We start from the raw sequence: 25,491 nt of genomic DNA, 5'->3' as shown, positions 1-25,491 counted from the left end.
TTGATGTAACGGAACTATTTCGGCTCCAAAAAAGGGTGTGCGTTCGAATCGCGTCGAGTGGGCCCAACTTTTTCAGAGCTTTATTCCACCGCTGAAAGATGCTCAAGCAGCGCCGTCAGGAGTTCTTCTTCACTCAGTTTCGCTTCCGACGCCCAACGCATTGCGGCTTCGGCGGGATTGCCGAGGCTGCTTAGATCAGGCTGACCATTGATATGTGGCAGCTCGCTGAGTTTCTTAACGAGAAGCTCAGTCACCCTATCCTGATTTTTCCTTGCAAATGCCTCAAGGTCCTTCGCAGCTCGCTGCTTTCCCCTTCGGCGCAACGTCGCCGCCAAACGCTTTTCGAGCCTTTCGAACCGTGATCGCGCTATGCCAGCTCTCTGGTCCAGGAAATCAGTCGTGTCGCTCTTCGTAAGCGTTACCTGCGGGCTGAGATGCAGTAGGAACGCGGGAACGTTGTCAATGAACGGGTCGACGATTTCGAGTTGACGGTCGGGTGTGAATTCCAGCCATTCCCGGATGACAGTGTTGATATGAAGATCGCCGAGCCCATACCCGATGCAGATAAGGTTCGTCACAAAATTGAGATGCGCCCGAAAATGCTTCAGCATGCTTTTGGGCAGAACCTGCTGGCTCCGCGCGCCAAATTTGAACGCGCCCGACAGGAGACTCCGTCGGAGAAACTGCATTTCTCCCATACTGTCGGTATAGGCGATTTCGTTTGTAGCCTTGACCCTGCCATTGGGAGCGCCCGGGAGTAGGTAGAATAGCTCCTCATTTGCAGCACGCAGCGCATCGATATAGCCGTAGGTGCTTGAGCCTTCCGGCAGAAATTTCAACAGGTCTTTACCATCATTGAAGGTGAAAACATCAAGCGCGCCATGAATCTTCATCAAATAGATGCCCGGCTGCAATGGATTTGGATAAGACATGGCTTTGTTGTCGAGCTGGTCCCAGGTCAGCGTTTCTGCCCTCAGCTCTCCAATCGCTCGTCCTGTTTGGTCGCGTCTCGGCAGACGTATAGTGGAAGAACCAAAACCAGTGTGGAGGGGAATCGAGAGTCGAGCAGCAATCGTTTCGATCATAACGTCGTGGTTTAGGGAGAACACCCATAGCGGCGTCGAGTCATTCATCAGCGCGCCGATGCCGTCGAAGAGGGGAAGATGCGTATCGAGAAAGGCACGGTTGTTGATCTGCCGATAATACAGCAGATAGTAGACCATCTCGATTAGCCACGAATAGAGACCATGATACTCGTTGCCTCGCGCACCTACGTGATTATGGCGCATGAACTGCGTTTCCAGATGGCCGAGCAGCGCCTCGTAGTGCATATCCGGCCGCACCAGCACCGAGATGAAGTCTTCAATCACGGCATCGGAAAATGCGGCGCCCTGGGAACGCCAACCCATGGCAAATTCCCGCAGCTTTTCGGGGGTAAGCCAGATCTTTAGTTCGTTCGTAAGTTCCCAAACAAGCGGCATCCCGGCTTCGTATGAAGCACCAGCGCCAAGAAATAATCCTGTGATCGGTTTCATTTGCACTTTATAGTCGAATTTTTTCTGGCCCGCGAGGTTGACGATGGATGCGGTCGCCACGTTGCCCATTTGCTTGGGTTTCGGACTGCCTTTCAACTACATTCGTCAACGGAGTGAGACGTGCGCGATCAAGACGTAAGCAGGCTGCTCGGCCGCGATGCACAGCGAAAGCAAGAGCGAAAACAAGCGATCCTGGACGCGTTGGCCGCCGGCGCCATTCCTGTTTCTGGTGAGATCCGTGACGCCATTGCGAACCTGTTTATCACCGACGCGCTTGAGGTACTGCGCTTCCATCCGGGGTTTGATCTCGAAGACAAGATCCGCTCAATCCGTACGACGTTGCAGCTTTTTGATCAGGCAGCCGCGGATCTGACTGAGGCTCTTGCTGCGTTTGACACATTCAGCCGACGGCCTGAATTTTCGTACCGTTCCCACCGCGCGGAGCATGAGGCGATTGAGAGGCGGATCAGGAAAGAGGTCTTCGCGTTTTCCGAACTTGCCCATAGTTTGCAGGATCATTGCCGCCGCATCAGATCACGGTGGGAAAACCCGTCGATCGCACAGCGCATTCCGTTGTGCTTCCGGGAGGATGGACTGCATGACTTCATATGCGGCCTGCGCACAGCCCTTCATCACAAGCTGATGGTTGACGCAGACTGGGAAATCCGAGGTTCTGGCCCGGAGGCGACCTCGCACTACCTATTTAAACGCAGCGAACTAATGGACACCGATGCTGACTGGAACAGCTCAGCACGGCGGTACCTTGCAAGCGCCGGCGATGTGATCGATGTCGGCACGGTGGCGTCCCTCTACCATAGGCGGGTGCATGACTTTTACGACCACCTGCTCGGTGAAGCGGATACAGACCCGCCACCGGCAGTCGCCGACTATCGCCATTGCTGGACCTTTCATCGACAACGCAGCGCCAGGATGACCTGGAACTTACTAATTAACGAGTTCCTTAAGCGGAACATCGATCCATACGCGTATCTTGAACGTTATCTTACGCCCCATGAGCTTGAAGCGGTCCGACTGTTGCCGCAAAGTTCACGCGAACAGGTAGACTTCATCGTTAGGGCCGCCGATGAGTTTTCAGCCTGCGATGATAATTTGAGAGCGGCGATCTACCGGCTGTTTCGCGTGCCTGCCGAGACTATCGCCTAAAGACCGGGTTCAAAAATTGGCAGCACAAACACGGGGCTTCGTGCGCCAGTGTTTGCAGAGTTAGTTGGAAATGGGCCACCAATAGGTCGAGCCGTAGACAGGGATATTGCCGTGCTGCGTCCAAGTGAAACGCTTCCACATATCCTGTTTGGGATTGCCTCCGAATTTCGCCTCATCAGCGAGATTCGTGTATGCGTATTCTGTGAGCCATGTCCTCTCGGCCAACTTAATTTCCGTCAGTTTTGCAGCATAGTTTGCCGCGCGGCCGACCCAAACGATATCGTTGTCACCGCGGACACCAGTGCGCGCTGCGCACACTGTGCTTGTGTCGATACCCACCACTTGGCTGACCGCGAAGGTATTCCCGGAATATTGCTTAGTGAGTGCTGGGTTAATGATGCTCTGGACTGCCCAGTTAATTTTTAGGCCGCAGATCGCCGCATTGGTGGTCTGCCTGTTTCCGATAAACACGCCCATGACGCGATCCCCGTCATATGAGGTGATTACCCCGTTCCCCTCGCGAATGATCTTGCCGGCGCAAAAAAGGAAGGACTTATAGATCTCGGCGGCTTTTTGCCAACCTAGCGTATCGACCATATTGGTGGAGCCGGTCAGATCCGCGTAGAGCACCGTGGCGCGATCGAATTGCACGGCGTCATTGGATAGCTTCAGGTCAGTCGGAGAGGGCACAACCTGGCCGTCACGCGTTGACCATTGCTCACGGAACGTCTGCGTCGCATGGTCTTGAAGATCCTTTAACAGGCCCATGAACTACCCATTGTTCGGCCCCATGAGTTTGAAATGGTCGCGCAGCCGGTTGCAGGCAGGCGCCAGAAGAGCGGCCATGTCTTTCCCAGGTTCAAACCGATAGGGAACGGTGGTGATCCCGGCCATGTCACTAGGCAATTTCACCTTTTCATCACGTGGCTCCATCAGAATGGCGCGACGGCGGCCAAGACGGCCCATAAACAGCCCAAGCTCCAGGATCACATTGTCGCGCGGCGACGGCCAGTCCTGCCCCCTGTAGGCGGTGACGTCATCGGCGTGCGCGATCGCAATGGCAAAATCGGAATCATCGACGGCTGCCTCCAAAGCTTCCATCGTATAATTGGCGACGCGAAACACCCCGTCGGTCCAGACTGTGCAGGTGAACGGGTCGTGTTCAAACGCATCCTGAACGGTCCGCGCAATCGGAAGTCCTTCGACTGAGGAAATGATGAAGACGCGGATCTTGTCTCGATGGACGCCCACCAGTTTGTTGCGTTCCAGAAGGCGCCGGGATAGCTCTTGGGCAATTGCCCGATAAAGCTGCGGATGGCGACTTGCGATATCAGCGAACTGCGGTTCGGTGAGCTTCGCAACCACAATTGAAGTCTGGGCGACAACCGTGGCGGAGCGTTTCTGTGTCGGCTGGATGGCCGCCATTTCCCCGACACTTTCGCCCGGACCGCGCACGGCGACGCGATGCCCGTTGACAACGATCTGCACCGTGCCGGCCAGGATAAAGTAGATATCGTTGGTATCGCTCTCCTGCTGCATCAGCTCGGCACCTGCAGCATATTCCTCGATAGTGCAGTGATCGGCCACTTCCTCGACAAGTGGCCCGTTGCCCAGCATCATCTTCTGCGCGGCAAGCGCCTCGAGGCGCAGACGGCGACCGGCATCGCCCTCGAACCGTTCTCTCATGAAATTTCTGATCCCCCTAAGTCAGAATCTAATTCAACCCACGGATGATGACAACCATATTGCCCGACCTGCAATGACTCTGCTGTGCATATCTGCCGACATACCACCTCATATGCAGGCTATTGGGCGACGTGTCCCGCCTGCACCTGTAGCCGACGCTCGGTCGGGGGAGAGAAATCAACAGAACATTCCAGACTCGCGCCAAGGCCCGTATGTTGTCTTCAATCATCGCTTGCAGTCCATCGTGACGAGCGGTCATATCAGCGCCGCACGGCAGTTCTTGTAAGGGGAAGAGATGAGAATCACGCGACGGCTATTCATCGTACCTTTGGCAAACAATAACCATGGAAAATCGACCATGATCAGGGCGCTCGTTGCGCTTGGAATCAGTACGGAAATGAAACTCCACCGCAAGGGTGCGCGTGAGATGTATAGCCCATGGGCCAATCGGATGATTGATGCCTATGTTTTTGGGAGGTCTTATCAGGAGCGGGAAAGAGGCCAACGTGGGTCGGTTGAAGCTGCGCTCGATGCTAATGATCCTGACTGGAGAACGCGCGAGCTGATTATCATGCCGAGCCACGTCGCTTCGGTGGATCACCCTGACATTCTGGATATGATTGATCTGGCCCATTCGGCGGGATTCGATGTTGTAGCGGCATCAGTTATCTTCAGTTGGGACGGCGGCGACAATCGCGCGGATTTCCCGAATATATGGCGTATGCCCTGGGATGAACGATGGACCATCCCTAATCCATGGACGGAGGACAATCTGCAGGACCAGTTGGAAATGTTGGGCCGTGAACTCTGGACGCGGATTTGCAAAAAGCAGACCCCATGAGCCAAAACTCAACTTTGTTAAGTTGAGGAGCCGAACATTCCGACCTGGTTCCGGCGCGATGGCAGCCATCGATGCCGCAGGCATTGTCGAATCCTACAATTGACCGGGAGCTAACACTTTTGCGAGTAGCGATCTGGCCGGAATGCTGGTCATCTCCGGCGCAGCAGCCACGCGCACTCTCGGAAACATTTGGAGGCAAGACATGTCCCACGGCGAGTCCTTCACCTTTTACACCTACGCACGCGTCGATGACGCTCGTGACGATCGCTGGGCCTATACCGGGATTCCAGACGAGTTCTTTGATAGCGAGGGCGCCGCGCGCGAGGCGCTTCGTCAATTGCGCAGAGACGTAGAGAGCGATCCCAACGATCTTTGGGTGCCGATGCAGTTGGAGAAGATCGAAACCCTCCCCATCTCGAAAGAGAGCATCTTCGCCTTGCTGAACGAAGGCGTAGGCGCGTTCGTGAAGCGCTACGAGATTATCGACGTCATTAAGTGAGATTCCACCCTGAGCGGGTGGGAGGGGAGCGCGAGGGGAAGCGGCCACGGGGCTCCCCTCGCCCTGGCGTGGTCGGATCGACCTTGGCCGGGGCAAGGCATCCCGCGCCATACCGGCCAAAGGAAAAGCCCGGAGACGAGTCCGGGCCTTCTGGTCGTATCGGTCAACGGGCTATGCCGAGGCTTCGGGCAGAGCTTCCTGCCCCTTGGTACGCATCGGAAGTGGAAGCCATCCCTTGCCCGCAAGCTGCGTCTCCGCTTCGGCCACCGCCTCGGCCTTCGCGACCTTCTCGATGGCGCGCACCACCTGCGCTGAACATCCCGCCTCGTCCAGCACCTCGGCAATACCCGCCTTGCTCAGGCGGTTGAGGAACGTCGCATCCGCCGTCCAGTGCTGCCGCATGTCGAGGCTGACAGCCACGGCGACCTGCTCGGCATTGTCCAGCCGACTGCGGCTCTGGTCATTCTTGATCTTGACGCCGTTGAGGTTGGCGGCGGTGACGTACGCCAGCAGTTCGAGGAGCTTATCCGTGGGCTGCTCAAGCAACCATGTCCACAGGTCGGCGGGTTGGCCGGGAAGAGTGTCGCCCCACGCTTCCTTCATCGCCTGCCATGCCGCAAGAGGGCGAGCCTCGCCCGGCTCCTTGATGGAAGGGGCAAGCTCACGGCGCTGGCGGCTCACTTCCACCGCCGCATCGAAGGTCGTGTAGCCGCTCTGGAAGATGCGGCCCACCAGCGGATAGAGCAACGCGGCAAGGGCCACCGTAGGACGGTTGGCAAGCTCCACCCGCAGCGCAGCGGTGCGGATAGCGGTCAGTTCCTCCACCAGCGCGGCGGAATACCCTGCCTCCGGCTCCGGCGCGGACGACGCAGGAGCCTCACCTCCGCTTTCGTCCTCCTGTTCCCTGGCATCCGCCCGCCGCAGGTGTTCCAGCGCCTCGCGGTCCTCGGTCTTCACATAGCCCCTGCCCGCCTGCGCCGCGCCGAACTGGTCGAGATAGACGATGCACCCGGCCAGCGCCTGCTCCTGCGGGTCATAGGTTTTGGAGCCGTTGCGGATAGCGTTGATGTGCCGCTCGATCTCGACCAGCCGCGCCTCGTCGGCCTCGATGGCGGGATCACCGTCGTCGTAGGCTTCCAAGTGCGCCTGCTCCTCGTTAAAGCTCTCCCCTAACGCGGACAACTCGGCCTGCTCGTCCTCCGCCAGTTCGCGGGTCTGCGGGTAAATCCGTCCGTAACCGCCGCCGTAGCCCACCGATGCGTCAAGAGAGGTTTCCAGCCACGCCCACCCCTCGATTTTGAGGGGTTCCGCTGCCTGTTCCAAAGCTTCTATAACAAGCCGCGTCAGCAACGGCTGGTCGGTCAGGAAGGTGCCGCTGTCCTCGTTGAACAGGTCGCGGACAATCCCGCCGCCTGCGGCCTCATAGGCTTCCAATCCGACGAACCGGACCAGCCGGTCGGTGCTGCGCACGTGCTCGCGGGTCAGCATGGCACGCAGGCTGCGCGGGTCGCGGTTGTAAGAAGGAGCCTCGAACCACACCCGCTCCTGTTCCTCGTGGCTGTCGCTGATGGCGAGGGCACGGGCCTGCTCGATGCTCATGGCATCCTCGCGCAGCACGTCCAGCACCTTCGGGGCAAGCCCTGCCAGCTTCAACCGCTGGCGCACGGTGATGACCGACTGGCCGAACCGCGCGGCGATGTTCTCCGGCGCCATGCCGTTCCCGGCAAGCTCGCGGTAGGCGAGGATTTCGTCAACGACGTGCATGGCCTCGCGCTGAACGTTCTCCGCCAACGAGAGTTCCGTGGCATCGTCCGCCTGACGCAGGGTGCAGGGAATGGGCGCATCCTCCGCCAGCCGCCCCTCCTTGGCCAGCAAACGCAGCGCACCGAGGCGGCGGGAGCCCGCCATCACCTCGTATTTGCCCTTCTTGGCCTTGCGAATGGTGAGCTTGTGGATAAGGCCATGCGCCTCGATGCTGTCGGCCAGTTCCGACAGACCCGCTGCTGTATTCACGCGGCGTACGTTGCCAGCGCTCGGCACCAGCCGGTTGAGCGCAATGCTCTCATCTTCGTGCTGGATGCTGATGATGGTTGGGGCCACGGCGGTTTCCGTGGCCGTTGTCATGGTGTTCATAGGTCTTCTTCCTTCCTTTTGATTGTCTTCGTCGAACACAGGGCAGAACCGCGTTCTGCTTCCCGGGGCCGCGCGAGCGGTGGGGTTGGAAGGGGACAACAGTCTTCGCGGGGAACCGGCTGCACGGAACGCAGCGCAAGCGCAGTGAAGGAAGCTGGGCGGAAGACCTGTTTGGGGAGGAGAAGGGGCAACGCCCCTCGGTCCCCGTAAAACAAACAAAGCGGCGCGAACCGCGACTCCTTTGTTGATTTTACGGTGAATAGGGTTTCCGCCGCCGCTGGACGGATTCCGGCGGCAAAGATTCGATCGTACGTCCTGGCGCGGCTGCGGCGTGCCCTGCCTCCCGGACAAGACGCAACACGTCGCGGGTGTTGCACGCCTCGAACTCGGAATCGCCGAGGCGAACCCGGGCACGCTGCGCGGCTAGCCAATCCTTGTAACATCGGCCGGCGATGAACGTGACCGCCGCTATAGCGCCCGGCCATCCTCCCATTCCGATGAGTTCTTTCAATATCTCTATGCCGTTCATGAGACGAACCGTGACCTGTCGTTGACGTCTCAGGCTAACCCGCTCCAGGGACAGTTAAATGCGAAAATGGCCAGATAATCGGCTCGCTTCGAGCCCTGCGTAAATGAGGGCGGTGAGCAGATGCTCACGGCTTTTTTTCAAAGGAAAACCAGCGATATGAAATGTACGGTAGAGGTAAGACCTGAAACTGGAAACGATTTTTCTACCTTGGACCGCATTCGACGGATTGCGGATCATTATGGTAGACCGGGCATCGAATCAAAAAAGGGGCAGACCAACAACCGCGTGCGTGCAACCGGTGTTGCGCGCTTTCGTTGGGCAACCCGTTCCCAAGCAAAGATCTTCCAACGTCGTGTCGAGAAGGAATTTGGTAGCCACGTGACGACGCGCCGCTTGGTAAGACGGAAATCCAAAAAATAAGGTGCCGGAGAAAGGTCCGACCAAGCGCTTCTACCATCGCTTTTTGTGATCAAGGATGTTGGCGGAAAAGAAGCGAGAATGGAATCCGCCTGCAGGGCGGGTTCCAAACCAAACAATGAAGAGTATCGGAGAAATCAGCATAGCGGCGGCCGTGAGGCGGGATTTCGGGAATCTCGTCACGCTAAGGGCGGACCAAGGGCAGCCGCAGGAGCCTCAGCATAGCGGCCGACAGGGAGGCGGGACCGACTGCCCCCGCACGTGCGTTCCGATCTCTCATTTTCCCAATCCATCGGAGACGTGGATCAACGTGATTGCGTTAAGCGATCCGGCGCCTCGGTCTTCGCACCAGCGCAGGAATTTAATGGACACCTCGCGAGGAAACGTCGTGTGTTCACGTTGCGGATCTGTGCGGTGAAGAATTCAGGAAAGCGCAGCGGAACTCTCTGCGGTCAATTTTCACCAGATCAGAAGCCCCGATCTTTATCAGGTGCGTCATGGCGAGGATTTTTTACAATATACTAAGGCGATGTAAGGCGGCAGGTTGCTAAGAGGATTTTGAAGGTTTGGCCCATCGACCGGCGTCACGCTCTCCAAGCCGGCATATCCCTTTTGCGAGCGCACATACTCATCATGGCCTACAATATTAAATGCAGGAAGATTTCTCACGGTAATAGCGGTTAAAGCCTGTCCGCCCGGTTTTCGAAATTCTCTCGGGCCTAGGTCCACACCGCTAGCGTCTCGCACGAACTCGCCCGGTATTTGACCGATCTTATTGCTTTCGACCGCACCAATGACAAACCGACCCCAACCTTCTTTATAATCATCCCAGCCTGTTGGGCAGCCGTCAGCTCTATCGAAGGCAACCACTGCGCCGCGCGGTACTGCTCCTATCAGATTGGATGGGCCGCCTGCAGCATACCAGCCCCAGAGCCAACTGGCGCCTATACCAATAAGTCCAATTACACCTGCGGCCAAGTATTTCGCCACACCTCCCTTTAGCTCATCAAAAAACCGAACGGACAAACGCCTATTTTTGGTTTCGACGTCAGGTGTTACCGGCTGCGACATTTCTTCCCCTGTATGAGATTAAGGAGGCGCCACAAACATTTGCCCTGCCCCTTGTCAACAACGCTCATTTCGGCAGTCAGACGGATCTAAGTTATCATCGTAATAGCACACGATGCGCGTACCGCTGTCCTCACAGGGGCCAACCCAGGCAACATCCCCCGGCCGAGCGAATTTGGGAGAAACTTGAGTCCAACGTTGTTTTTCCCGGCGGCTCAAATCAGAGATCCGAAAGCCTTCGACTTTCATATACCCCTGCTGATTTGCCTCGTGGACGGTACGCGGAATAACTGACTGCGGTCCCTTCGCCATGATCGCTCTCTCCTTATAGACTGATGCGCCGACCTATGGCGCAGTCGTTAAAGCATTCTGGAATGCAGATCGCAGCAAAGCATTTTGATGGGCTGCTTCGAGCTGCTGAGAGGGTGTGTCGGGCTTGCCTGGCGCCGTTGGTCCAAGCGAAACCACGATATCATTCGTCCGTGCCCGCGAAGCGGAAAACAGCGACAGCGTGCCTGGAGGATTGGTGTCAATGCGTCTCAAATCAAAAGACGGAGTGAGGTCGCCCGACACGGTGACCACAAACTGCACTTCATTTGAGAACGTTTTTGGCGGCTTAACGGCGACGTTGCCCGGTATGAAATGCGGAAACGCTAAATCATCAATCATGTCGTCAAAGCCAAGATCACCATTGACGAGGATTATCCCCGTTTCCTTAACGGTGAGGGTGAGAGATAGTTCGGCAGCCCAGGTATCCAGCCAAGCCAATCTCCGGACGCCGTCTCCCTGTTGCTTCGCATTCTTCAAATCAAATTCACGCGCGCGGAAGAAGGCTTCCCGTACCTCGCATTTCACGTGATTTACAAGCTTATTGATGAAAAAGGCCGTCGCATGCGGCTCGTTCGAAAGAACCATTTTCGGCACGGTCGTACCGCAGCTCGAAAGCGTGAAGGCGAAACCACAAATGAGACTGATACAATACCGACCCATATCTCAATCCTTAAATACATATTAACAGTCGATTAGCATGGGTTGCATGCATTTACCATTGCAATCACGCAACACTTGCCAGCAACCTTAACTTTACTTTGGAAAAGTCGTCCTTCAGCAAGGCATAAAGCAATTGTTCATTGCCCACGCGCTAAGAGGAGCCGTCTGAAGTAAACTTGTGGAGAATAGAATTGGCCGACGTTGACTACGAGCGGGAGATCGCGAACGCCTTTAACAGCGGAAATGACAGGTACTGGATCCACGGTTTCCAGTATCCGCAGATGAGACGGATCTGTGAACTGCTGCAAACCGATTTTCCTGGGGCCCAACTTCATGAATATAGCGATCTGGACGTTTGCGTTTTCTGCCGCTTTCCGCACTATGTCGACATAACGGCCATGGAGCAGATAGCTCATCAGCGCGTGAAACTAGTCTCACAAGGTCGCACGCGCAATCTGCCGGCTTGAAGCGTTATTCTCCGAGTGCCATTCCAATTGCGTTCAGCGTTCCTTGCCTTGCCTTGCGGGGAAGCCGTGCGCTGCCCAAAGGCTCGGCGTTATCACAAGTTAGCTTCCGCTCCAATTCGCTCGATTCGAGCGACCTTAGCCATTTCGACGCGGACGTCCGCGTTAGAACTGGTGTCCTGAACGCATCTCATAAGAGCGCGAACATCCTTGCGGACGTCACGCATCTTCTAGTTCCGGCGGCAGGATGCGCACCAGATCGCCATGTATCTCGATTTGGTATATTGCTGATAAGAGAGCGATCTGAGTTCCAACAAAAGCGCGCAATTCGCCAAGAGCAGTGAAAAACGCTGCTGGATGAGTCCCGCGTCTCAGCCCACCATAGTGCTCATCCCGATCAAAATGCGGATCACGTCGCCGATCCATGATGTCGTCGAATGTGGGGTATGGTTCGTCGAGAAAGCGCCGGCAAGCAGCGCCGATGGCCCGAACGTGCGCCACACCGGGCGCCTTCTTGCTGAGGATACCCACCGCCGTTGTGCACTCGGCGCGGATCATGTGAATGGACGAAACCACGTGGTCCTCAACCTCGGCCGGAAGAGGATTGAACAATGCACGGCGGTCTTCCAACAAAGCGAGAAATTTGCGGATCGCGTCACGGTCGGAAGCCGGGGGAGTCCATTGAATACCAAAGGCGGGTGTCGAAAAACCGGTAATCCGCTTTAGCATTTCTTGAACTCGGATCAACATCATCAGTGAACCTCCCCTTCCTTCAAGCCATCATGTTGCTAAATTGCTTTCGCGCTGGGCTATCCCCCAAAATGGTTCGACCGCAGGCGGTCCGAATATAGGCGGCGCCGATACGATGCCCCGAAGGAGGCCGAACGTCACCCGCTCCGAACATGAACGAGATTGCCTCACGCGGCTCTAAACGGCAGGGCAAGGATCGCCCATCGCTGGTTCGATATCCCGTAATGACCGTTCGCCGCTTCTTGGCCGTTCGAAATCCAATTTCGCAGAGGGTCAACGGAAACGCGCTGAGATTGACAGCTTCAATGGAAAACCCGAATGGCGTTCCGTCCTGCTCAAGTAGGAACGCCGGGGTGACCCGCATGCGCATCTGGCGCTGACTCATAGTGTTCCAAGTGTTCATCACCCCGAGCACCGTACCAACGGCACCGAGTCCGATTGGGACCAACTCTTTCCAAATATCAGCCATACATCTCTCCTATTTGAATAGGCACGACACCACCTGTGATAGAATTTCCAATAGATGACCATCTACCGCGGCAAATATACACGGCTTTATTTCAATGGCTGGAGCATCGTAGATCGAGAGGTCAAGTCCCGACACCTCTAGCCTAAGGCCGCACCCGCAGAATCGTACTTTCGCTCACGCCGTAGGACCGCGCGATCCGCGCATACGGTTCGCCCTTGGCCTTCCGTTCCATCACCTGAGCCCTTTGACGGGGACTCAGCTTGGGCTTACGTCCAAACTTGACCCCTCGCGCCTTCGCCATCGCCCGACCATTGGAGGTGTTTTCCAGGATCCTCAGACGCTGCACGCGAGCCACCCAGCCGCGGAAGTAGGCGATCACGTCGGCAAAATCGAATGTCGTATCGATGTACGGCTCATCAAGCAGCCGAAGCTGGGCACCAGCACTTTCGACTTCACGGAGGATAAGCACGAGGTCGAGGGGATCACGGGCGACGCGATCCGACACTGTCGCCAGAAGCGTATCACCCGGTTGGAGGCTTGCTAATAGCCGCAGGAATTCCGGCCTGCTTTTCGTGTCTTTGCCGCTCTTCTTTTCACGGACGATGTGGTCGCATCCTGCTTTGCGGAGCCTGTCGAGCTGATAACCAGGATCCTGCTTTTTCGTGGAAACACGGGCATAGCCGTATATCATCGCTGTACCCTGTCAAGCGAACTCACCAGGTTGAGATAAAGGAACATATTAGCATACTTGAATTAGTTCATGTTATTTGAAATTGCGGGCCGTCATAAATCACGACTTTTGCAAGTGCGGTGGATTCACATTCTGTTACGGGATTTATATTTCAGCAATACCTAACGTAGTTGATTTTATTCTTACAAGGACGAGGCCTCGCGCATGGTCGTATGGCCGTCAAAAGTCGTGATTTTTGATATCCAGAATTCGCCGGGGCGAGACGTAATAACCCATGAGGCGCGGGATACCGCCGCCGCATAGCGTCTGCCTTTCCTCATGCATTGACGGGCAGATTTGCGATGAAAATGACCAATGTCACGCTCCTGATGCTATGCGCAATCGCCAGCTACAGCGACGAGCCAGCCAGAGCGCAAGACGCAGAACCGCAGACCTTCTATCCTTCAGACCTTGGCTTCAGGCCACCGAAGACGGCCCCTCAAAATCTAGGGGCGCATGTCGTGCATAAGGGAATGACCACCGGCGATATTGAGAAGGTTCTGGCCAAGGGCGGTTCCAAGGTCGCCATCAGCAGCGAAAAGACCGGGGGCTTTACCGGTCAGGTGAAAGGCGTTCCCTATACCGTCTCGGTACCGGTGCAGAAGGATGTCCTCACGGTCAAAGACACCTCCCGCAATTCCCATTCCGGCGAAGGCGTATCCGCCGATACGGACACACAGGAGATTTCGGCGACGGTCTGGGATACGAACTTTCTCGAACGCGTCGAATTCAGGGCGACTTGGAGCGACCGGCACCATCTGGGCGTTCCTATGAGCGCCGTGGCCCAACACATCAATGACGACTACGGTCAACCCCTCGTCACTCCTTCCAACGGCCTGAACCTCACCTATTGCTTCGACGAGAGCGGCAAGCAGGTGATGTCGGGAGACTGCGGCGGCAACAATACCATTTTGGTCGAAATCAGCGGCCAGAAATGCGTCGACCCCAAGACCGCTACCAGCCTGACGGAGTCGGGTTCGCCCATGTACGCTGGATTGATCTGTGAACTGACCATCTCTTACGTCGATCACCGGGTAAGCAATGCTTTCGGTTCGCAACTGAGCAAGCTGGTCTATCAGAAATTCATCGCGCTTCACGGCGAGCCTGATCCCCGCTAACGGCGCGTCCCCGCCCTTCCGCACTCACCAATCGCTCAAGCAATCTGGAGCCTATCTATGCCCAAAGTCCGTGCCGCCATCATCGGCTCAGTAGCCTTGCTATCGTCTTGCTCGTTTTCCGGCCCTTCGGAGACGGACGTTGAAACAGCATTGGGCATTCAAATCCACGACAACCAGTGCGTGGCGGCCGAAGGCAAGCCCGGCTACATGTGTACGTTCCTGACCGATGGCAATAACTGGTCGATCACGCGCCGCCTGATCAAGACCGAGAGCGGTTGGCAGCCCGTGGCCGGGAATTGACCGGTCAACCTACCTGACGCAGTCCGTCTTCCATCGTATTCTTCGAGAGGCCTTATGACATATCGACTTCCCCTTATACTCGGGCTGCTGATTTTTGCAGGATGTTCCGATCAGTCCTCAAAGGCGGCAGACGGACCAACCGCCGAACAGGCGGTTGCCTATATGGTCTTCGGTCTCGAAGAAGGGACCGTCGTGCCTGTTGGTCTGGAGGGAGATCCCCCGGCGTTTCACCAAACGTCCGCCGAGCCGTTGACGTACGTGGCGGAAAAGGACCCGGCTAAGGTGACCATCACGATTACCCGGCAGGATGATTGCAACTACGCCATCAACTTTGCAGCAAGGGATAATTTCAAATTTTCCCTTGATTTCGGCAAGCTGACATCCGTCGCCATCATCGAGCAGGATTTGGGTATGGGGGCGCCCAAACACGGCACGACCCTCACGGGGGCCCGCATGACCTGCAACGTTGAGGAACAAGGCTTTTGCGAGATGTTCCAAAAAACCTCGTCCTGGCCGTTCCGATTGGAAGACAACGACCCCGGCCGCCTGCCGGGAATGGTGAAGTGCTTCCAAACCAACTTCTGCAAGGGCCAGCCGAGCTGACGGGATGAACATGCATCGCACGTTTCTGATGGTCGGGTTGCTGGTCGGCTGGCCCGCCGCCACGCAGGCGCAGGAAGAGGCGCCGTCGCCGATCCACCCGCAGACCTTCAAGCTCAATCCGGCCGACGGGTGTTATCGCTATAGCGGGGATGCCGTGGAGTTCGTCGGCCGCTTCAAGGCGGGGAGCTACCTCGGAATCACCATGAACACCCTCGACGCCAACGGGCTACCCTCCCCTCCGGACAAGGAGGAACGTGTCCCTGCCATGGACGCCCCGGAATGCCGGACCGAGGCATCGGGGTTCTGGTTCGGGCCACTTCCTCAGTCGAAGGACTACCTCATTACGTTCATCCCGCGGGCGGCGTTCGGGAGTTCCGCCGTGGTCACCCTCTGCGGCCGCACCACACCGCCTCGTTGCTCGGAACGTCAGTATTCGTCGGCGCGCATCACGGTCAGAACCCTGCAGGTGACGGCAGGATCGGCCGGATCCGGCGAACCGTACTTCTTGTCGCGATCGTAATAGTCGATCTTCCAGAAATAGCGGGCGCCGTTGTGCGCGAAGCTACCGAAGACATGTTCGCCGTGCGGATCCTTGTCGGTGCTGAAGTCGTCAAACGTCCGGACCTGACGCAGGACCTCACGGAGATCGTCGCCCGGAAGGTCGGCGACGCTGCGGGTGAGAACCATCTCGCCGCGGGGCGGGAACGTGAACGCACCCAGTTGATCGTTCAGCAGGCGGATGCGAAGGGTGGACGCGCTCATCGCGCGTCTCCCTTCGACGTGTCATCCTTCTTCGGTTTGCGGACGACCAGCCGTCCATTGAGCGGCAGGCAGTTGAGGCTGATGGTGAAGCCGTCGCCGTCGTCGTGCTAAGCGCCGCCGATCTTGGTCCAGAAGGCTTTCTTGCCCTCACCCTCGATGTGGAAGACCTCGTGAGAGGGTCGTTTGCTTTCGGTAGTCATTGGGGATTCTCCCGTTGGTTACCCGGCTCGCCCATTGCGGCCGGTCGGGATCTCAAAGCGGCGTGAAGCCCGAGGCGCGGCACGCGCCCGCTACCAGTCAACGGCAACACGGGAGCGCAGCGAAGGAGCGGGCAGCCAGATTGACGGGGACGGGCCACGCCGCAAAACCCCGACCTCACTGGCCACAAGGGAGAGACGGTCACCAGGGAAGGACCCAGACCCGAGATGCAATCGCCAATTACTGACAGATTGAGGGTGGGCAGATTCGGGATCGGATCAATGCCCACAGGTCAAGTGCGGCTTTGGATTCCCATACCTCAGGGACTGCCGCACCCGGCTCGATACAGCAACGCAAACCACAGACAACCAAAGGGTTTAAGCGGCGAGCAGCGCTCTTGTCTCAATAGTTCGGCTTGAGCGTGAGCAGTAATTCACGCGTCAATTCGGTGGGGGAGTTTGGTCCGAGCTTCTTCTGTGGCAAACTAGAGCATATGGCGAAAAGTTTGAATCAAAGGGTTCCCATTTGAAGCCTGGTCTGATTCCATGGAAGCCGGAGGTGCTTCATGGGAAAGGCTATTTCGTCAGATTTGCGGAAACGGATCGTGGGCGGGGTCGCGGCAGGTCATTCGCGTCGAGCGATGGCGGCGCGGTTTGAGGTAGCGCCCTCGACGGCGGTGCGGGTTCATAGTCGTTATCGGGCCACCGGATCCGTCGCGCCGGCCAGGCAGGGTCGGCCCGCGGGATCCGGCAAGCTGGGAGCGCATCGGCGCTCCATCATCGACAAAGTTCTGGCCAAGCCCGACATCACGATGCCGGATCTTGCTGCTTGGCTCGAAGCTCACCATGGCGTGACGATCGATCCGTCGAACCTGTCCAAGTTCCTGCGCAAGGAAGGCTTCACATATAAAAAAAGCGCTGCTGGCGTCGGAACAAGGACGCTGTGACGTCAAAGCAGCGCGGCGTGAGTGGTGTGACCGCCGCCAGCCCTTCATGCGCCGTCAACCGGCCCGATTGGTCTTCGTCGATGAAACGAGTGTCAAGACCAACATGACTCCGCTGCGCGGCAGAAGCCTGCGCGGTGAGCGTTTGCGGGCTGACGCACCGTTCGGCAAGTGGCGAACCCAAACGTTCGTGGCGGGCTTGAGATGCCATGAACTCGTTGCCCCATGGATCATCGAAGGCGCCATGGACGGCGCGGCTTTCGACATCTACGTGCGAACGCAAATGGCACCGTCTTTGGAACCTGGCGACGTTGTGGTCCTCGATAACCTCAACGTCCACAAGAGCCCAAGAGCCGCACAGGCCGTTGCTGAGCAAGGCGCCTGGTTCCTGTTCCTGCCGAAATATTCCAGACTTGAACCCGATCGAGATGGCGTTCGCCAAGCTTAAAACTCTCTTGCGCAAAGCCGCCGCGCGAACCTCGACGATCTCTGCCGGGCAGTCAGCAATATCTGCGATCTGTTCGAGCCCGAAGAATGTTGGAACTATCTCAAGGCTGCCGGATACGTTGCAATTTAATCGCCCGGTGCTCTAGCGGCCGTGACACCTTGACGAGTCCATGATGACCTCAGAACGTTTCTCCGAGTGCCTGCTGCATATCCGCTGGACGCCGGTCAACATTGCCTCGGCGCTGCAATGCGAGCTGTCATGGATTGAAGCCATGGAAGCCGGCAACGAAGAAATTTCCGATGGTCGGGCAACGTGGCTCGAGACACTGGCTCAAGCCCACGAGGCACTTCCTCCGCCGACAACCTACCGAGGCCGCAGAGCATAGGCGACAACAGTAGCGATTACGCGGCCCTCCTTGAGGACGTCGCAAGCGGATTGCTGATATCTAGCCCGCATCTCCAGATCATATTGCGACCTGATCATAGCAAATCATGCCACACCAACGCTGAGAACATCCATGGCAGCTTTTTGCTCTTTTAGGCCAAGCCCACCAAAAATATCAGCGAATTCGATGCGAGGCTGAACCAGATCAGGAAGGCCTTGCAGATTCCCTTCGATGTCGATTTTGGGAGGCCTCTTGTCTTTGACTTCATCGTAAGCCCTGGCGATGTCAAAGGTGACGACGGGTTTGCCGTCACGCGAGCGCTCTGCGGTAATGCGAGCGAAGCGGACGAAAACGTACTCACCAATGTTGCTGCGCGAGAACGTGTACTTGGTCATACTCATCCCCGCAACCGTACCCGCTCTCGCAGGCCAACTGACTGATGCCGCCAGAACTTGGAGCAGAGCGAGCAATGCATCGCGATCATAGCGCAGACGCATGACGTAGAGGGCGAAATACAATGCCGTCTCGCGATGCTCCTGGTTAGTGGAAGCTAAATCCGTCCTCACGGCACGGACGTACGCTGCTGTATCGAAGTCTTCCGATCTCAAGAAACCAAAATATTTGAGCAGGAGCTGGATTCCGGTTTGGGCATCGGCTGCTCCAGTCTCAGAACGGTAAGTGTAAATCTCTTCGAGAAAAAGCAGCGGGATATGTCCGCTGAAGCGCTGCATGCCTTTGTAAACGTATGCCAGGAAGTTCTGATACCCGGGGCTTTGCTTAAGGAACACCAGGATTTCCGGATTGATGTTCTTGAAGACCGACTGGACGGTGATCTGGTGGCTTTCAGCTTTCTCCAGCCGACCAGCCACAAAGAATTCGAGAAACGATCGATGCGAGAAGTAATAGTTCTCGCCGAACTTTCGCTCCAGAAAAGACCCAGTGAAAATCTCGCGATAGATCGCGTCGCGCTCAAAGACCTGATCGTCGAGGAGATCACGACCGATAATATATTCGGGGACGGCTTCCGCGATGAAATATAGCCTGCGTCCGTCGAACGTATCCCAGAGCCACCAGGCTATGCGTTCGATAATGTGCTGTCGCTTTTCGGAATCGATCTGCTTTCGGACAAGCTTCTCGCCCTCCCGCTCGCTGATCCTGGATGTGGCGATCGAGTAGAGGCCGTATGTTGAAAAGCTTTCGAGTTTTGCGTTCGGATCGGCGGCGATGTCGGCATAGATTTTGAGGTGTACCGGACGATAGATATCGCCGTTCGCCCGGATTTTTTCGAAATCCCCGACACGCTCTGAAATCCAGCGCTCTATCTCTTGAGGATCGGAGATGCCTGTCGGGAGTTTCTGCCGAAGATATCGGTCGAGGAAACTCGTGACCTCGTCGTCCGAAAACTGAGACAAGGAAAGCTCAAGGTATTCGGGAGCGTCAGGGACCTTCATCAACTGCTCCCCGACCAGGCGCGCTCCTCTTAAAATCCAGGCATGCTCGCTATCGGACAGGAACGCGTTCGGCCTGCCGGCAACCATGATCTTGGCCTTACCGTCCAGGAGTGAATGAATTTGCGAGAAATTGTATTTGAAATCGGTCCACGAAAGTGCGTGCTTCATCTCGTCGAACCCGTCGAAGATTACAACGAACTTTCCGGACCGGTTCAGCTTCTTGAACTTGGCGAAGGAATAATTCTTCGTATTGTGTCTGTCTGCCAAGGTTTTCGCGATTAGGCCGTCGATATCGGTTTGCGTGGCGATATCCGAGAGCCGCACGTAGATCGGCACCCGAGCCGACGGGTCATCCAGGTACTGATCCGCGAGGGTCCGGGTCAGGAATTTACAGTAAGACGTCTTTCCCATCCCATATCCACCGAGGATCGCAACGGGGGCGGTGTCCTCGCTGCGAACCCATTCGACGATCCGGTCGTGGAGCTTGCCGCCGTTTTCGACTGAAGGCTGCACATAATAATTTTCGAGACCTCCCTCGCTGAAGAGGTCTCCAACGTCGCGGCAATACCGGCGATATCCGAGGAGGCTTTCCTCGAACTCCTTCAATGAAAAACCTTCTAGGCCACGTCGTTTGTTAGCGTATTGCTTAGCTTCGGGCGAAAAATCGAGCCGTGTGATCACGAATATGCTCGTGATTTCGTTCTCTTCAATGAGCAGGGAATAGTCAGACCAGATCAAGTTCAATTCGGCCTGCGACAGGTTTTTGTCGAGGTTTTTGCATTCGATCGCGATCTTCTGCGGACGAAACTCGTCCTCGATTTCGAAGAGGACATCGACTTTCTTGGTACCTACACGGACCTCGCGGGCGACCCTGTGGCCTTCGGCCTCCAGCAGGTCAATCACTTGGTCACGCAATTCGTCCCCGATGGCGGTTGTCGAGCGCCTGACTTGCGGTTGGATAGTCATGCCGTTGTTTGCCATTGCTCGTTCCCCACTCCGGAATGTTTCTCGTCGCGTCTGACACATTTATTCCGTGATCGCCCACTTCCATACAAGCTTGGTCAGAAGGCGACGGGCAAGACCGAAGATGGTGCCTTCTCCAGTCTGTGCACCAATGCTGATCGTTATGGATTGATGGGGCCAGCCGCCTTAGAAAAGCAACTGTAAAGTGCGAGATAGATTTCCAATACAGCCATTTAGTCGACATTAAGCGACTGGCGCGACGACGATATTGGGTATCGCTCTCTCCCCGGGGGCGTTGCGGGCTCACCCGCAGAAGGGGTGGCATAAAACTGTCCCGACGGGTTGCAGCCAGGGGAAGGCCTTCCCCACACTCATCCACTTCAACAAATCACACCACCAACCACAGTCTGCGCCCGTACTCCCGCCAAGCGGCGCGCAAACCCGCCCTGCCCGCGAACCAGATGGGCGACCATCGGCAGGTGGCCCGATCCGATCCGCCAACAACCAGCCTTGTGCCAGTCTGTGCTCGGGAGACCGCCCCCTGCGGCGGCACACGACTTGCGGAAGGCTGGAGGCGGGTCAGGGTGCCACTTCCTGCCGATACCCATCGCCAGTAAGCGGAGCATGCGGGCGCAAAGCACAGGCGGGAGAGGTCGGACATGAAATGTCCGATTTCCCGCAAACGATCCCACGTGACCGACGAATGATGCCCGTTCCAACCGGAACGAAGCGGCATCATTTTTTAGGCACGCCGCTGGAAATTGCCGAGCGGCTGCGTTCACTATCCCGACAGATCAAGCGAACTGCGCGATCCATCTCACCCTGAGAGGGTGTGAATGTTTGGTGGCGGAGGCGGTTAGCTTGTGATTCTGTTGGTTCGTTGATTTGCTTTGGGGGATGATCGTGGGCGACGACCTGTTCGAAGGACTACCGGTGCATGGGGTGCGGCGAAGTGCTCGGGTGGCGGGCGGGGCGGCGCGCATGCGCGAGCCGGTGCGCGATCAGATCGAGTTGCGTGCTGTGGATATCGACAGCTTGATCGGACAGGACCACGCGGTGCGCGTCATTTGGAGCTATGTCGAGGGACTGGATCTGAGCGCGCTTGAAGATCGGATCAAGGCGCGGGCGCACAGGCCGGGCCATCCGCCGATTTCGCCACGGCTTTTGCTGGCGCTGTGGCTGTATGCCAGCAGTGACGGCGTCGGCAGCGCGCGGGCGCTGGACCGGCTGTGCAGGAGCCACGACGTCTATCGCTGGCTGTGCGGCGGCGTTTCGGTGAACTATCATACGCTGGCGGATTTCCGGATCGGCTGCGCCGATCTGCTCGACCGGCTGCTGGCCGAACATCTGGCGGCGCTTGCCGATGCCGGCCTCGTCGCTCTCGACCGTCTGGCGCAGGATGGCGTGCGGATACGAGCGAGCGCGGGGGCCGCCTCGTTCGGCCGCAAGGCGACGCTCGATCGGCATCTTTCAATTGCCGAGGCCGTTGTGGATCAGCTCAAGCACGAGGTTGATGCGCGTTCGGATGCCAGCAATCAGCGCATCAAGGCGGCCAGGCAACGAGCGGCGCGCGAGCGCGGCGCGCGGATCAGAGCAGCCCAGGCGGCTCTTGACGAGATCCAGCGCCAGCGCCAGGCCCGCGAGGAAAAGCGCGGCAATGGCAAAAAGCCGAAGGAGCCGCGCGCCTCCAGCACGGACGCACAGGCGCGGGTGATGAAGATGGCCGACGGCGGCTTCCGTCCGGGGTATAATGTGCAGGTGGCGAGCGTGGCCGCTGAGCAGCTCGTGGTCGGGCTCGAGGTGACCAATGTCGGCTCCGATCGCGGCCTCATGCGGCCGATGCTGGAGCGGTTGCGCGCGCTGAGCGGCCATCTGCCGCGGCGCTATCTCGCCGATGGCGGCTTTTGCAGCGCCGAAGACATCGAGTGGGCGCACGGCGAAGGGATTGAGGTCTTTTGTCCGCCCACGCAGTCCAAGCACGGAACCGATCCCTGCTTGCCGCGGCACGGCGACGGTCCGGGGGTGTCAGCCTGGCGAGCCCGCATGGCAAGCGAGACGGGCAAGGCGCAGTACAAATCCCGCTCGATCTGCGAATGCATCCATGCCCGCTGGCGTAACTGGAACCTACGACAATTGACGGTGCGCGGCATCGAAAAGGTCCGTGCCGTCGTGCTCTGCTACGCACTCACCAACAATATCTTGCAGGGCCATCGGCTCGCCAACGGCTAAACGAGCATAATCACCCAGGCGCCAGCAGCGACCGTCCGACCGCACCGCCCAATCGTCCGACGCTCGATGGCACCGGTCAACCGTCCGACGCTCGACGGCACCGGTCAACCAAGACAGGCCGGAAACGCCAAGATCCAAAAGCTTCACAAGCTCTGAGCTGGCTGCGCTGGTGGGCCGAGAAAATCGGCAAGCCGAACGTGGTCAGCCGCGACAACGCCGCCTATGGCGTGGCCGAGCGCGGCGAGGTCACGCGCAACCGCGCCCAAACCCTCGACCCGACAAAATTCCAGACCATCGAAAGCCCGCACATCCAGGCCTCGCTCCTGCTGCAGGTCACCTTCGGCCTGCGCCGTGAGGAAGCGATCAAGTTCCGGCCGCAGGTCGCCATGCGCGCTGACCAGATCACACTCCAAGGCAGCTGGACCAAAGGTGGCCGCCCGCGAACAGTGCCCATCACCACGCTGGAGCAACGCCACGCGCTGCAGCACGTCACCACCCTCGTCAAGGGGCAGGGCTCGCTGATCCCTGCCGAGCTCACCTATATCGAGCAGCTCAAACGCTATGAGTACGAGACCTACAAGGCAGGCCTCCGAAACACCCACGGGTTCCGCCACGCCTATGCCCAGCGCCGCTACCAGACCCTCACCGGGCTCCCCTGCCCGCTGGCCGGCGGCAAAGCCTGGAAGGAGATGACCGCCAAGGAACGCGACGCGGAGGAACGTGGGGCGCCAGATATAATGGAACTGTTCCTGGTCCAGCCAGTCCTCCAGCGCGTGGGCGGCATCGGTTTCCGACAGGTCGAATGGTAGCTCCTGCACGACGCGGTATTGGCGGTGGCCCTGGAAGGCCACCTCGTCGATGGCGGCGGCAACGGCTGCCGGGTTGAAGATCTTGTCGGCGTACTTGGTCCTGACACTGGTGGCCATCAGGAAATTGCCTTCGGAACGCGCCTCAAGATCACCGATACCTATTTGGGGAGGGCCTTCCAATGAGACGACGCCCTGCGGCTGGCCAGAAAACCGTGCAACGCATCGCCTATTCTGCTCAATGCGTACACATTGGGCGATGCGTAAGTGCGCTGTACGCATCATACAAGGATGCGTTGATTTTCTTCAAGATCAACAACAACGGTAAATGAAAAACGACCGCCCCTGCTGATGGCGGGCCTCGCAGCGCTCAGTCAGCAGTTCGGGCGGACCTCGATGAGCTTTACGGCGGGCGGGACGCAGAAGGTTTCGGTGCCGCGCATCATCGCTCATTGCGGTTCACGATGCGGTGGAGCGAGATTCTTAGCGATTAGCCTGTGGATAAATGCCCGTCAAAGCAGCAACTCCTGTGAAACAGCTAAGATTGATCAACCCAGAGACGAGATATGGTGTATGAAAATGCAAACAAATCAGTGAAATTACTGTTCAGGTATTGGGAGAAGGTCGAAATGGCAGATAAAAAAGTTGTCTTCGTAGCTTTTGCTATCGAAGACGAGCGAATCCGCGACATGATCAAAGGACAGTCACTCTACACCAACTCTCCCTTTGAATATATCGATATGTCCGTCAAAGAAGCATACGATTCAGATTGGAAGACAAAAGTTAAAGCCCGTATTCAGCGTTCGCACGGTGTACTCGCCATCATCAGCAAGAACTCTCTGTCTTCGACAGGCCAGAAGTGGGAGATCGCGTGCGCCAAAGAACTCGGTGTGCCTGTTCGCGGTATCTGGGCATACAAGGAAGACCGTGCCAACGTCGCCGGCGTCAACGCTATGGTCTGGACGTGGGATAACATCTCCAACTGGATTAACGGCCTCTAAGGTTTTCCAATGCGCAAGGCACTCATTGTTGGCATCGATCACTACGAACATATCTCGCCGCTAAACGGCTGCGTAAATGACGCGCACTCGGTTCGCGCGGCTTTGGAGCGGAACGCGGACGGCACAACAAACTTCAAGACGCCGAAGCTAATTACAGGTACCGGTCCCGCCGATATCGTCGAACGCGCCGAACTTAAAGAAGCGGTTCGTGCGCTGTTTACCGATCAAGCTGAGATTGCGCTCTTCTATTTCGCCGGCCACGGGTACATTGAGGACACTGGTGGGTTTCTCTGTGCGGGAGACTGCAAAACCGGCGATGACGGGCTTTCGCTCAATGAAGTGATGACTATTGCCGCGGCGTCACCCGCAATCAATAAGGTCATTATTCTCGACAGCTGCCATAGTGGCATTGTTGGCGAGCGCCCGGTAATGAAGGGCTTTTCGGAAATCCCCACTGGGATGACTATCCTAACAGCGTCGACCGCAGAGCAGTACGCTCTGGAGACTGGCGGCCCAAATCCAGGCGGCGTCTTCACAAGTCTGCTGGTCGACGCCTTAAGTGGCGCTGCAGCGAACCTTGTTGGCGACGTGACACCTGGCAGTGTCTACGCGCATATCGACCAATCACTTGGTCCTTGGGCCGGGCAGAGACCCCTATTCAAGACCAACGTACAAACGTTCGTCTCATTGAAGAGGGCCGACGCTCCAATACCATTGACCGACCTGCAGCAGTTAGCGTCGCTCTTTCCGACACAGGATTACGAGTTTCCGCTCGATCCCGCGTATGAGCCCGAGCGGAGTGCCGAGCAGAAGGACGATCCGACGATCCCGCCACCAGATCCGGCGAAGACTGCTGTCTTCGCCACTCTGCAGAAATTCGTAAAGGTAAATCTGGTTCGGCCCGTCAATGCTCCTCACATGTGGCACGCCGCTATGCAAAGCAAAAGCTGTGAGCTGACTGTGCTCGGTGAGCACTACCGGAAGCTCGTTGAAGCGGGGATGATTTAGC

At 57.4% G+C, this 25,491-nt stretch carries 26 protein-coding genes and 1 pseudogene; 16 read left to right on the top strand and 11 right to left on the bottom strand.

Annotated elements, in window-relative coordinates; genetic code table 11:
• Window positions 1-80: 80 nt before the first annotated feature.
• On the bottom strand, window positions 81-1,604 hold the full coding sequence (locus OLZ32_RS21520) for a hypothetical protein (RefSeq protein WP_264396628.1): 1,524 nt from the start codon (window positions 1,602-1,604) through the stop codon (window positions 81-83).
• Between the two features lie 51 nt (window positions 1,605-1,655).
• Between OLZ32_RS21520 and OLZ32_RS21515 the strand changes: the two genes are divergently transcribed.
• Complete coding sequence (locus tag OLZ32_RS21515; protein WP_264396627.1) at window positions 1,656-2,699, top strand: hypothetical protein; 1,044 nt, start codon at window positions 1,656-1,658, stop codon at window positions 2,697-2,699.
• Between the two features lie 60 nt (window positions 2,700-2,759).
• Here the strand turns inward: OLZ32_RS21515 and OLZ32_RS21510 are convergent, their stop codons facing one another.
• Together OLZ32_RS21510 and OLZ32_RS21505 are read right to left on the bottom strand one after the other, a co-directional pair.
• Window positions 2,760-3,467 carry an adenylate/guanylate cyclase domain-containing protein gene (locus tag OLZ32_RS21510; protein WP_264396626.1) on the bottom strand — a complete coding sequence of 236 codons (708 nt, stop codon included), beginning with the start codon at window positions 3,465-3,467 and terminating at the stop codon, window positions 2,760-2,762.
• Window positions 3,468-3,470: 3 nt separating this feature from the next.
• Window positions 3,471-4,316 (bottom strand): TIR domain-containing protein, encoded by an 846-nt coding sequence (locus OLZ32_RS21505; RefSeq protein ID WP_264422401.1) that lies wholly within the window; start codon window positions 4,314-4,316, stop codon window positions 3,471-3,473.
• Window positions 4,317-4,743: 427 nt separating this feature from the next.
• Between OLZ32_RS21505 and OLZ32_RS21500 the strand changes: the two genes are divergently transcribed.
• Together OLZ32_RS21500 and OLZ32_RS21495 are read left to right on the top strand one after the other, a co-directional pair.
• A complete protein-coding gene (locus OLZ32_RS21500; RefSeq protein WP_264396624.1) occupies window positions 4,744-5,226 on the top strand; it encodes a hypothetical protein in 483 nt (160 codons plus the stop codon).
• A 202-nt stretch (window positions 5,227-5,428) separates the two neighbouring features.
• A complete protein-coding gene (locus OLZ32_RS21495; protein WP_264396623.1) occupies window positions 5,429-5,725 on the top strand; it encodes a hypothetical protein in 297 nt (98 codons plus the stop codon).
• Window positions 5,726-5,896: 171 nt separating this feature from the next.
• On the opposite strand, the gene OLZ32_RS21490 is transcribed toward OLZ32_RS21495, so the two are convergent.
• On the bottom strand, window positions 5,897-7,858 hold the full coding sequence (locus tag OLZ32_RS21490) for a ParB/RepB/Spo0J family partition protein (protein ID WP_264396622.1): 1,962 nt from the start codon (window positions 7,856-7,858) through the stop codon (window positions 5,897-5,899).
• Between the two features lie 649 nt (window positions 7,859-8,507).
• On the opposite strand from OLZ32_RS21490, the gene OLZ32_RS21485 reads away from it, so the two are divergent.
• Entirely contained in the window at window positions 8,508-8,807 is a 300-nt protein-coding gene (locus tag OLZ32_RS21485) for a hypothetical protein (protein ID WP_264396621.1), read from the top strand.
• Window positions 8,808-9,299: 492 nt separating this feature from the next.
• Here OLZ32_RS21485 and OLZ32_RS21480 read toward each other — a convergent pair whose 3' ends face one another.
• Window positions 9,300-9,875, bottom strand: coding sequence for a hypothetical protein (locus tag OLZ32_RS21480; RefSeq protein ID WP_264396620.1), 576 nt, complete (start codon window positions 9,873-9,875; stop codon window positions 9,300-9,302).
• A 342-nt stretch (window positions 9,876-10,217) separates the two neighbouring features.
• Window positions 10,218-10,862 (bottom strand): hypothetical protein, encoded by a 645-nt coding sequence (locus OLZ32_RS21475; protein ID WP_264422399.1) that lies wholly within the window; start codon window positions 10,860-10,862, stop codon window positions 10,218-10,220.
• Between the two features lie 191 nt (window positions 10,863-11,053).
• Between OLZ32_RS21475 and OLZ32_RS21470 the strand changes: the two genes are divergently transcribed.
• Window positions 11,054-11,329 (top strand): hypothetical protein, encoded by a 276-nt coding sequence (locus OLZ32_RS21470; RefSeq protein WP_264396618.1) that lies wholly within the window; start codon window positions 11,054-11,056, stop codon window positions 11,327-11,329.
• 216 nt (window positions 11,330-11,545) lie between these two features.
• Here OLZ32_RS21470 and OLZ32_RS21465 read toward each other — a convergent pair whose 3' ends face one another.
• From OLZ32_RS21465 to OLZ32_RS21455, 3 genes are all read right to left on the bottom strand, one after another.
• Window positions 11,546-12,079, bottom strand: a complete 534-nt coding sequence (locus tag OLZ32_RS21465; RefSeq protein WP_264396617.1) for a DUF6650 family protein — start codon at window positions 12,077-12,079, stop codon at window positions 11,546-11,548.
• 19 nt (window positions 12,080-12,098) lie between these two features.
• The gene (locus tag OLZ32_RS21460) at window positions 12,099-12,545 is read right to left on the bottom strand and encodes a hypothetical protein (protein ID WP_264396616.1); all 447 of its coding nucleotides are present in this window, start codon (window positions 12,543-12,545) and stop codon (window positions 12,099-12,101) included.
• A 142-nt stretch (window positions 12,546-12,687) separates the two neighbouring features.
• On the bottom strand, window positions 12,688-13,236 hold the full coding sequence (locus tag OLZ32_RS21455) for a recombinase family protein (RefSeq protein ID WP_264396615.1): 549 nt from the start codon (window positions 13,234-13,236) through the stop codon (window positions 12,688-12,690).
• 341 nt (window positions 13,237-13,577) lie between these two features.
• Between OLZ32_RS21455 and OLZ32_RS21450 the strand changes: the two genes are divergently transcribed.
• Genes OLZ32_RS21450 through OLZ32_RS21435 form a run of 4 tightly spaced genes read left to right on the top strand, consistent with a single transcriptional unit; the run spans window position 13,578 to window position 15,816 of the window.
• Window positions 13,578-14,393 (top strand): hypothetical protein, encoded by an 816-nt coding sequence (locus OLZ32_RS21450; protein ID WP_264396614.1) that lies wholly within the window; start codon window positions 13,578-13,580, stop codon window positions 14,391-14,393.
• 57 nt (window positions 14,394-14,450) lie between these two features.
• A complete protein-coding gene (locus OLZ32_RS21445; RefSeq protein WP_264396613.1) occupies window positions 14,451-14,693 on the top strand; it encodes a hypothetical protein in 243 nt (80 codons plus the stop codon).
• A gap of 54 nt (window positions 14,694-14,747) precedes the next feature.
• On the top strand, window positions 14,748-15,296 hold the full coding sequence (locus tag OLZ32_RS21440) for a hypothetical protein (RefSeq protein WP_264396612.1): 549 nt from the start codon (window positions 14,748-14,750) through the stop codon (window positions 15,294-15,296).
• A 4-nt stretch (window positions 15,297-15,300) separates the two neighbouring features.
• Window positions 15,301-15,816 (top strand): hypothetical protein, encoded by a 516-nt coding sequence (locus OLZ32_RS21435; protein ID WP_264396611.1) that lies wholly within the window; start codon window positions 15,301-15,303, stop codon window positions 15,814-15,816.
• On the opposite strand, the gene OLZ32_RS21430 is transcribed toward OLZ32_RS21435, so the two are convergent.
• Window positions 15,723-16,058, bottom strand: coding sequence for a DUF3768 domain-containing protein (locus OLZ32_RS21430; RefSeq protein WP_264396610.1), 336 nt, complete (start codon window positions 16,056-16,058; stop codon window positions 15,723-15,725). The two genes, OLZ32_RS21435 and OLZ32_RS21430, sit on opposite strands and share 94 nt — an antisense overlap.
• A 763-nt stretch (window positions 16,059-16,821) precedes the next feature.
• Between OLZ32_RS21430 and OLZ32_RS21420 the strand changes: the two are divergent.
• Together OLZ32_RS21420 and OLZ32_RS21415 are read left to right on the top strand one after the other, a co-directional pair.
• Window positions 16,822-17,776, top strand: a pseudogene (locus tag OLZ32_RS21420) (IS630 family transposase).
• A 43-nt stretch (window positions 17,777-17,819) separates the two neighbouring features.
• Window positions 17,820-18,032 (top strand): hypothetical protein, encoded by a 213-nt coding sequence (locus OLZ32_RS21415; protein ID WP_264396609.1) that lies wholly within the window; start codon window positions 17,820-17,822, stop codon window positions 18,030-18,032.
• Window positions 18,033-18,136: 104 nt separating this feature from the next.
• Here OLZ32_RS21415 and OLZ32_RS21410 read toward each other — a convergent pair whose 3' ends face one another.
• A complete protein-coding gene (locus tag OLZ32_RS21410; protein ID WP_264396608.1) occupies window positions 18,137-20,464 on the bottom strand; it encodes an NACHT domain-containing protein in 2,328 nt (775 codons plus the stop codon).
• Window positions 20,465-21,343: 879 nt separating this feature from the next.
• Here OLZ32_RS21410 and OLZ32_RS21405 point away from each other — a divergent pair.
• The 5 genes from OLZ32_RS21405 to OLZ32_RS21385 all read left to right on the top strand — a co-directional run bounded on the left by OLZ32_RS21405 (window position 21,344) and on the right by OLZ32_RS21385 (window position 25,490).
• On the top strand, window positions 21,344-22,675 hold the full coding sequence (locus OLZ32_RS21405; RefSeq protein WP_264396607.1) for an IS1182 family transposase: 1,332 nt from the start codon (window positions 21,344-21,346) through the stop codon (window positions 22,673-22,675).
• A gap of 197 nt (window positions 22,676-22,872) precedes the next feature.
• Window positions 22,873-23,484, top strand: a complete 612-nt coding sequence (locus OLZ32_RS21400) for an integrase domain-containing protein (RefSeq protein ID WP_264396606.1) — start codon at window positions 22,873-22,875, stop codon at window positions 23,482-23,484.
• A gap of 18 nt (window positions 23,485-23,502) precedes the next feature.
• On the top strand, window positions 23,503-23,667 hold the full coding sequence (locus OLZ32_RS21395) for a hypothetical protein (protein WP_264396605.1): 165 nt from the start codon (window positions 23,503-23,505) through the stop codon (window positions 23,665-23,667).
• Between the two features lie 443 nt (window positions 23,668-24,110).
• On the top strand, window positions 24,111-24,482 hold the full coding sequence (locus OLZ32_RS21390) for a hypothetical protein (protein WP_264396604.1): 372 nt from the start codon (window positions 24,111-24,113) through the stop codon (window positions 24,480-24,482).
• Window positions 24,483-24,491: 9 nt separating this feature from the next.
• Window positions 24,492-25,490 (top strand): caspase family protein, encoded by a 999-nt coding sequence (locus OLZ32_RS21385; RefSeq protein WP_264396603.1) that lies wholly within the window; start codon window positions 24,492-24,494, stop codon window positions 25,488-25,490.
• Window position 25,491 lies beyond the last annotated feature (1 nt).

The sequence above is a fragment of the Rhizobium acaciae genome (genome assembly GCF_025941625.1).
Lineage (GTDB): Bacteria > Pseudomonadota > Alphaproteobacteria > Rhizobiales > Rhizobiaceae > Rhizobium > Rhizobium acaciae.
The sequence above is the reverse complement of the archived record's forward strand: the minus strand, read 5'-3'. Positions and strand labels throughout refer to the sequence as shown.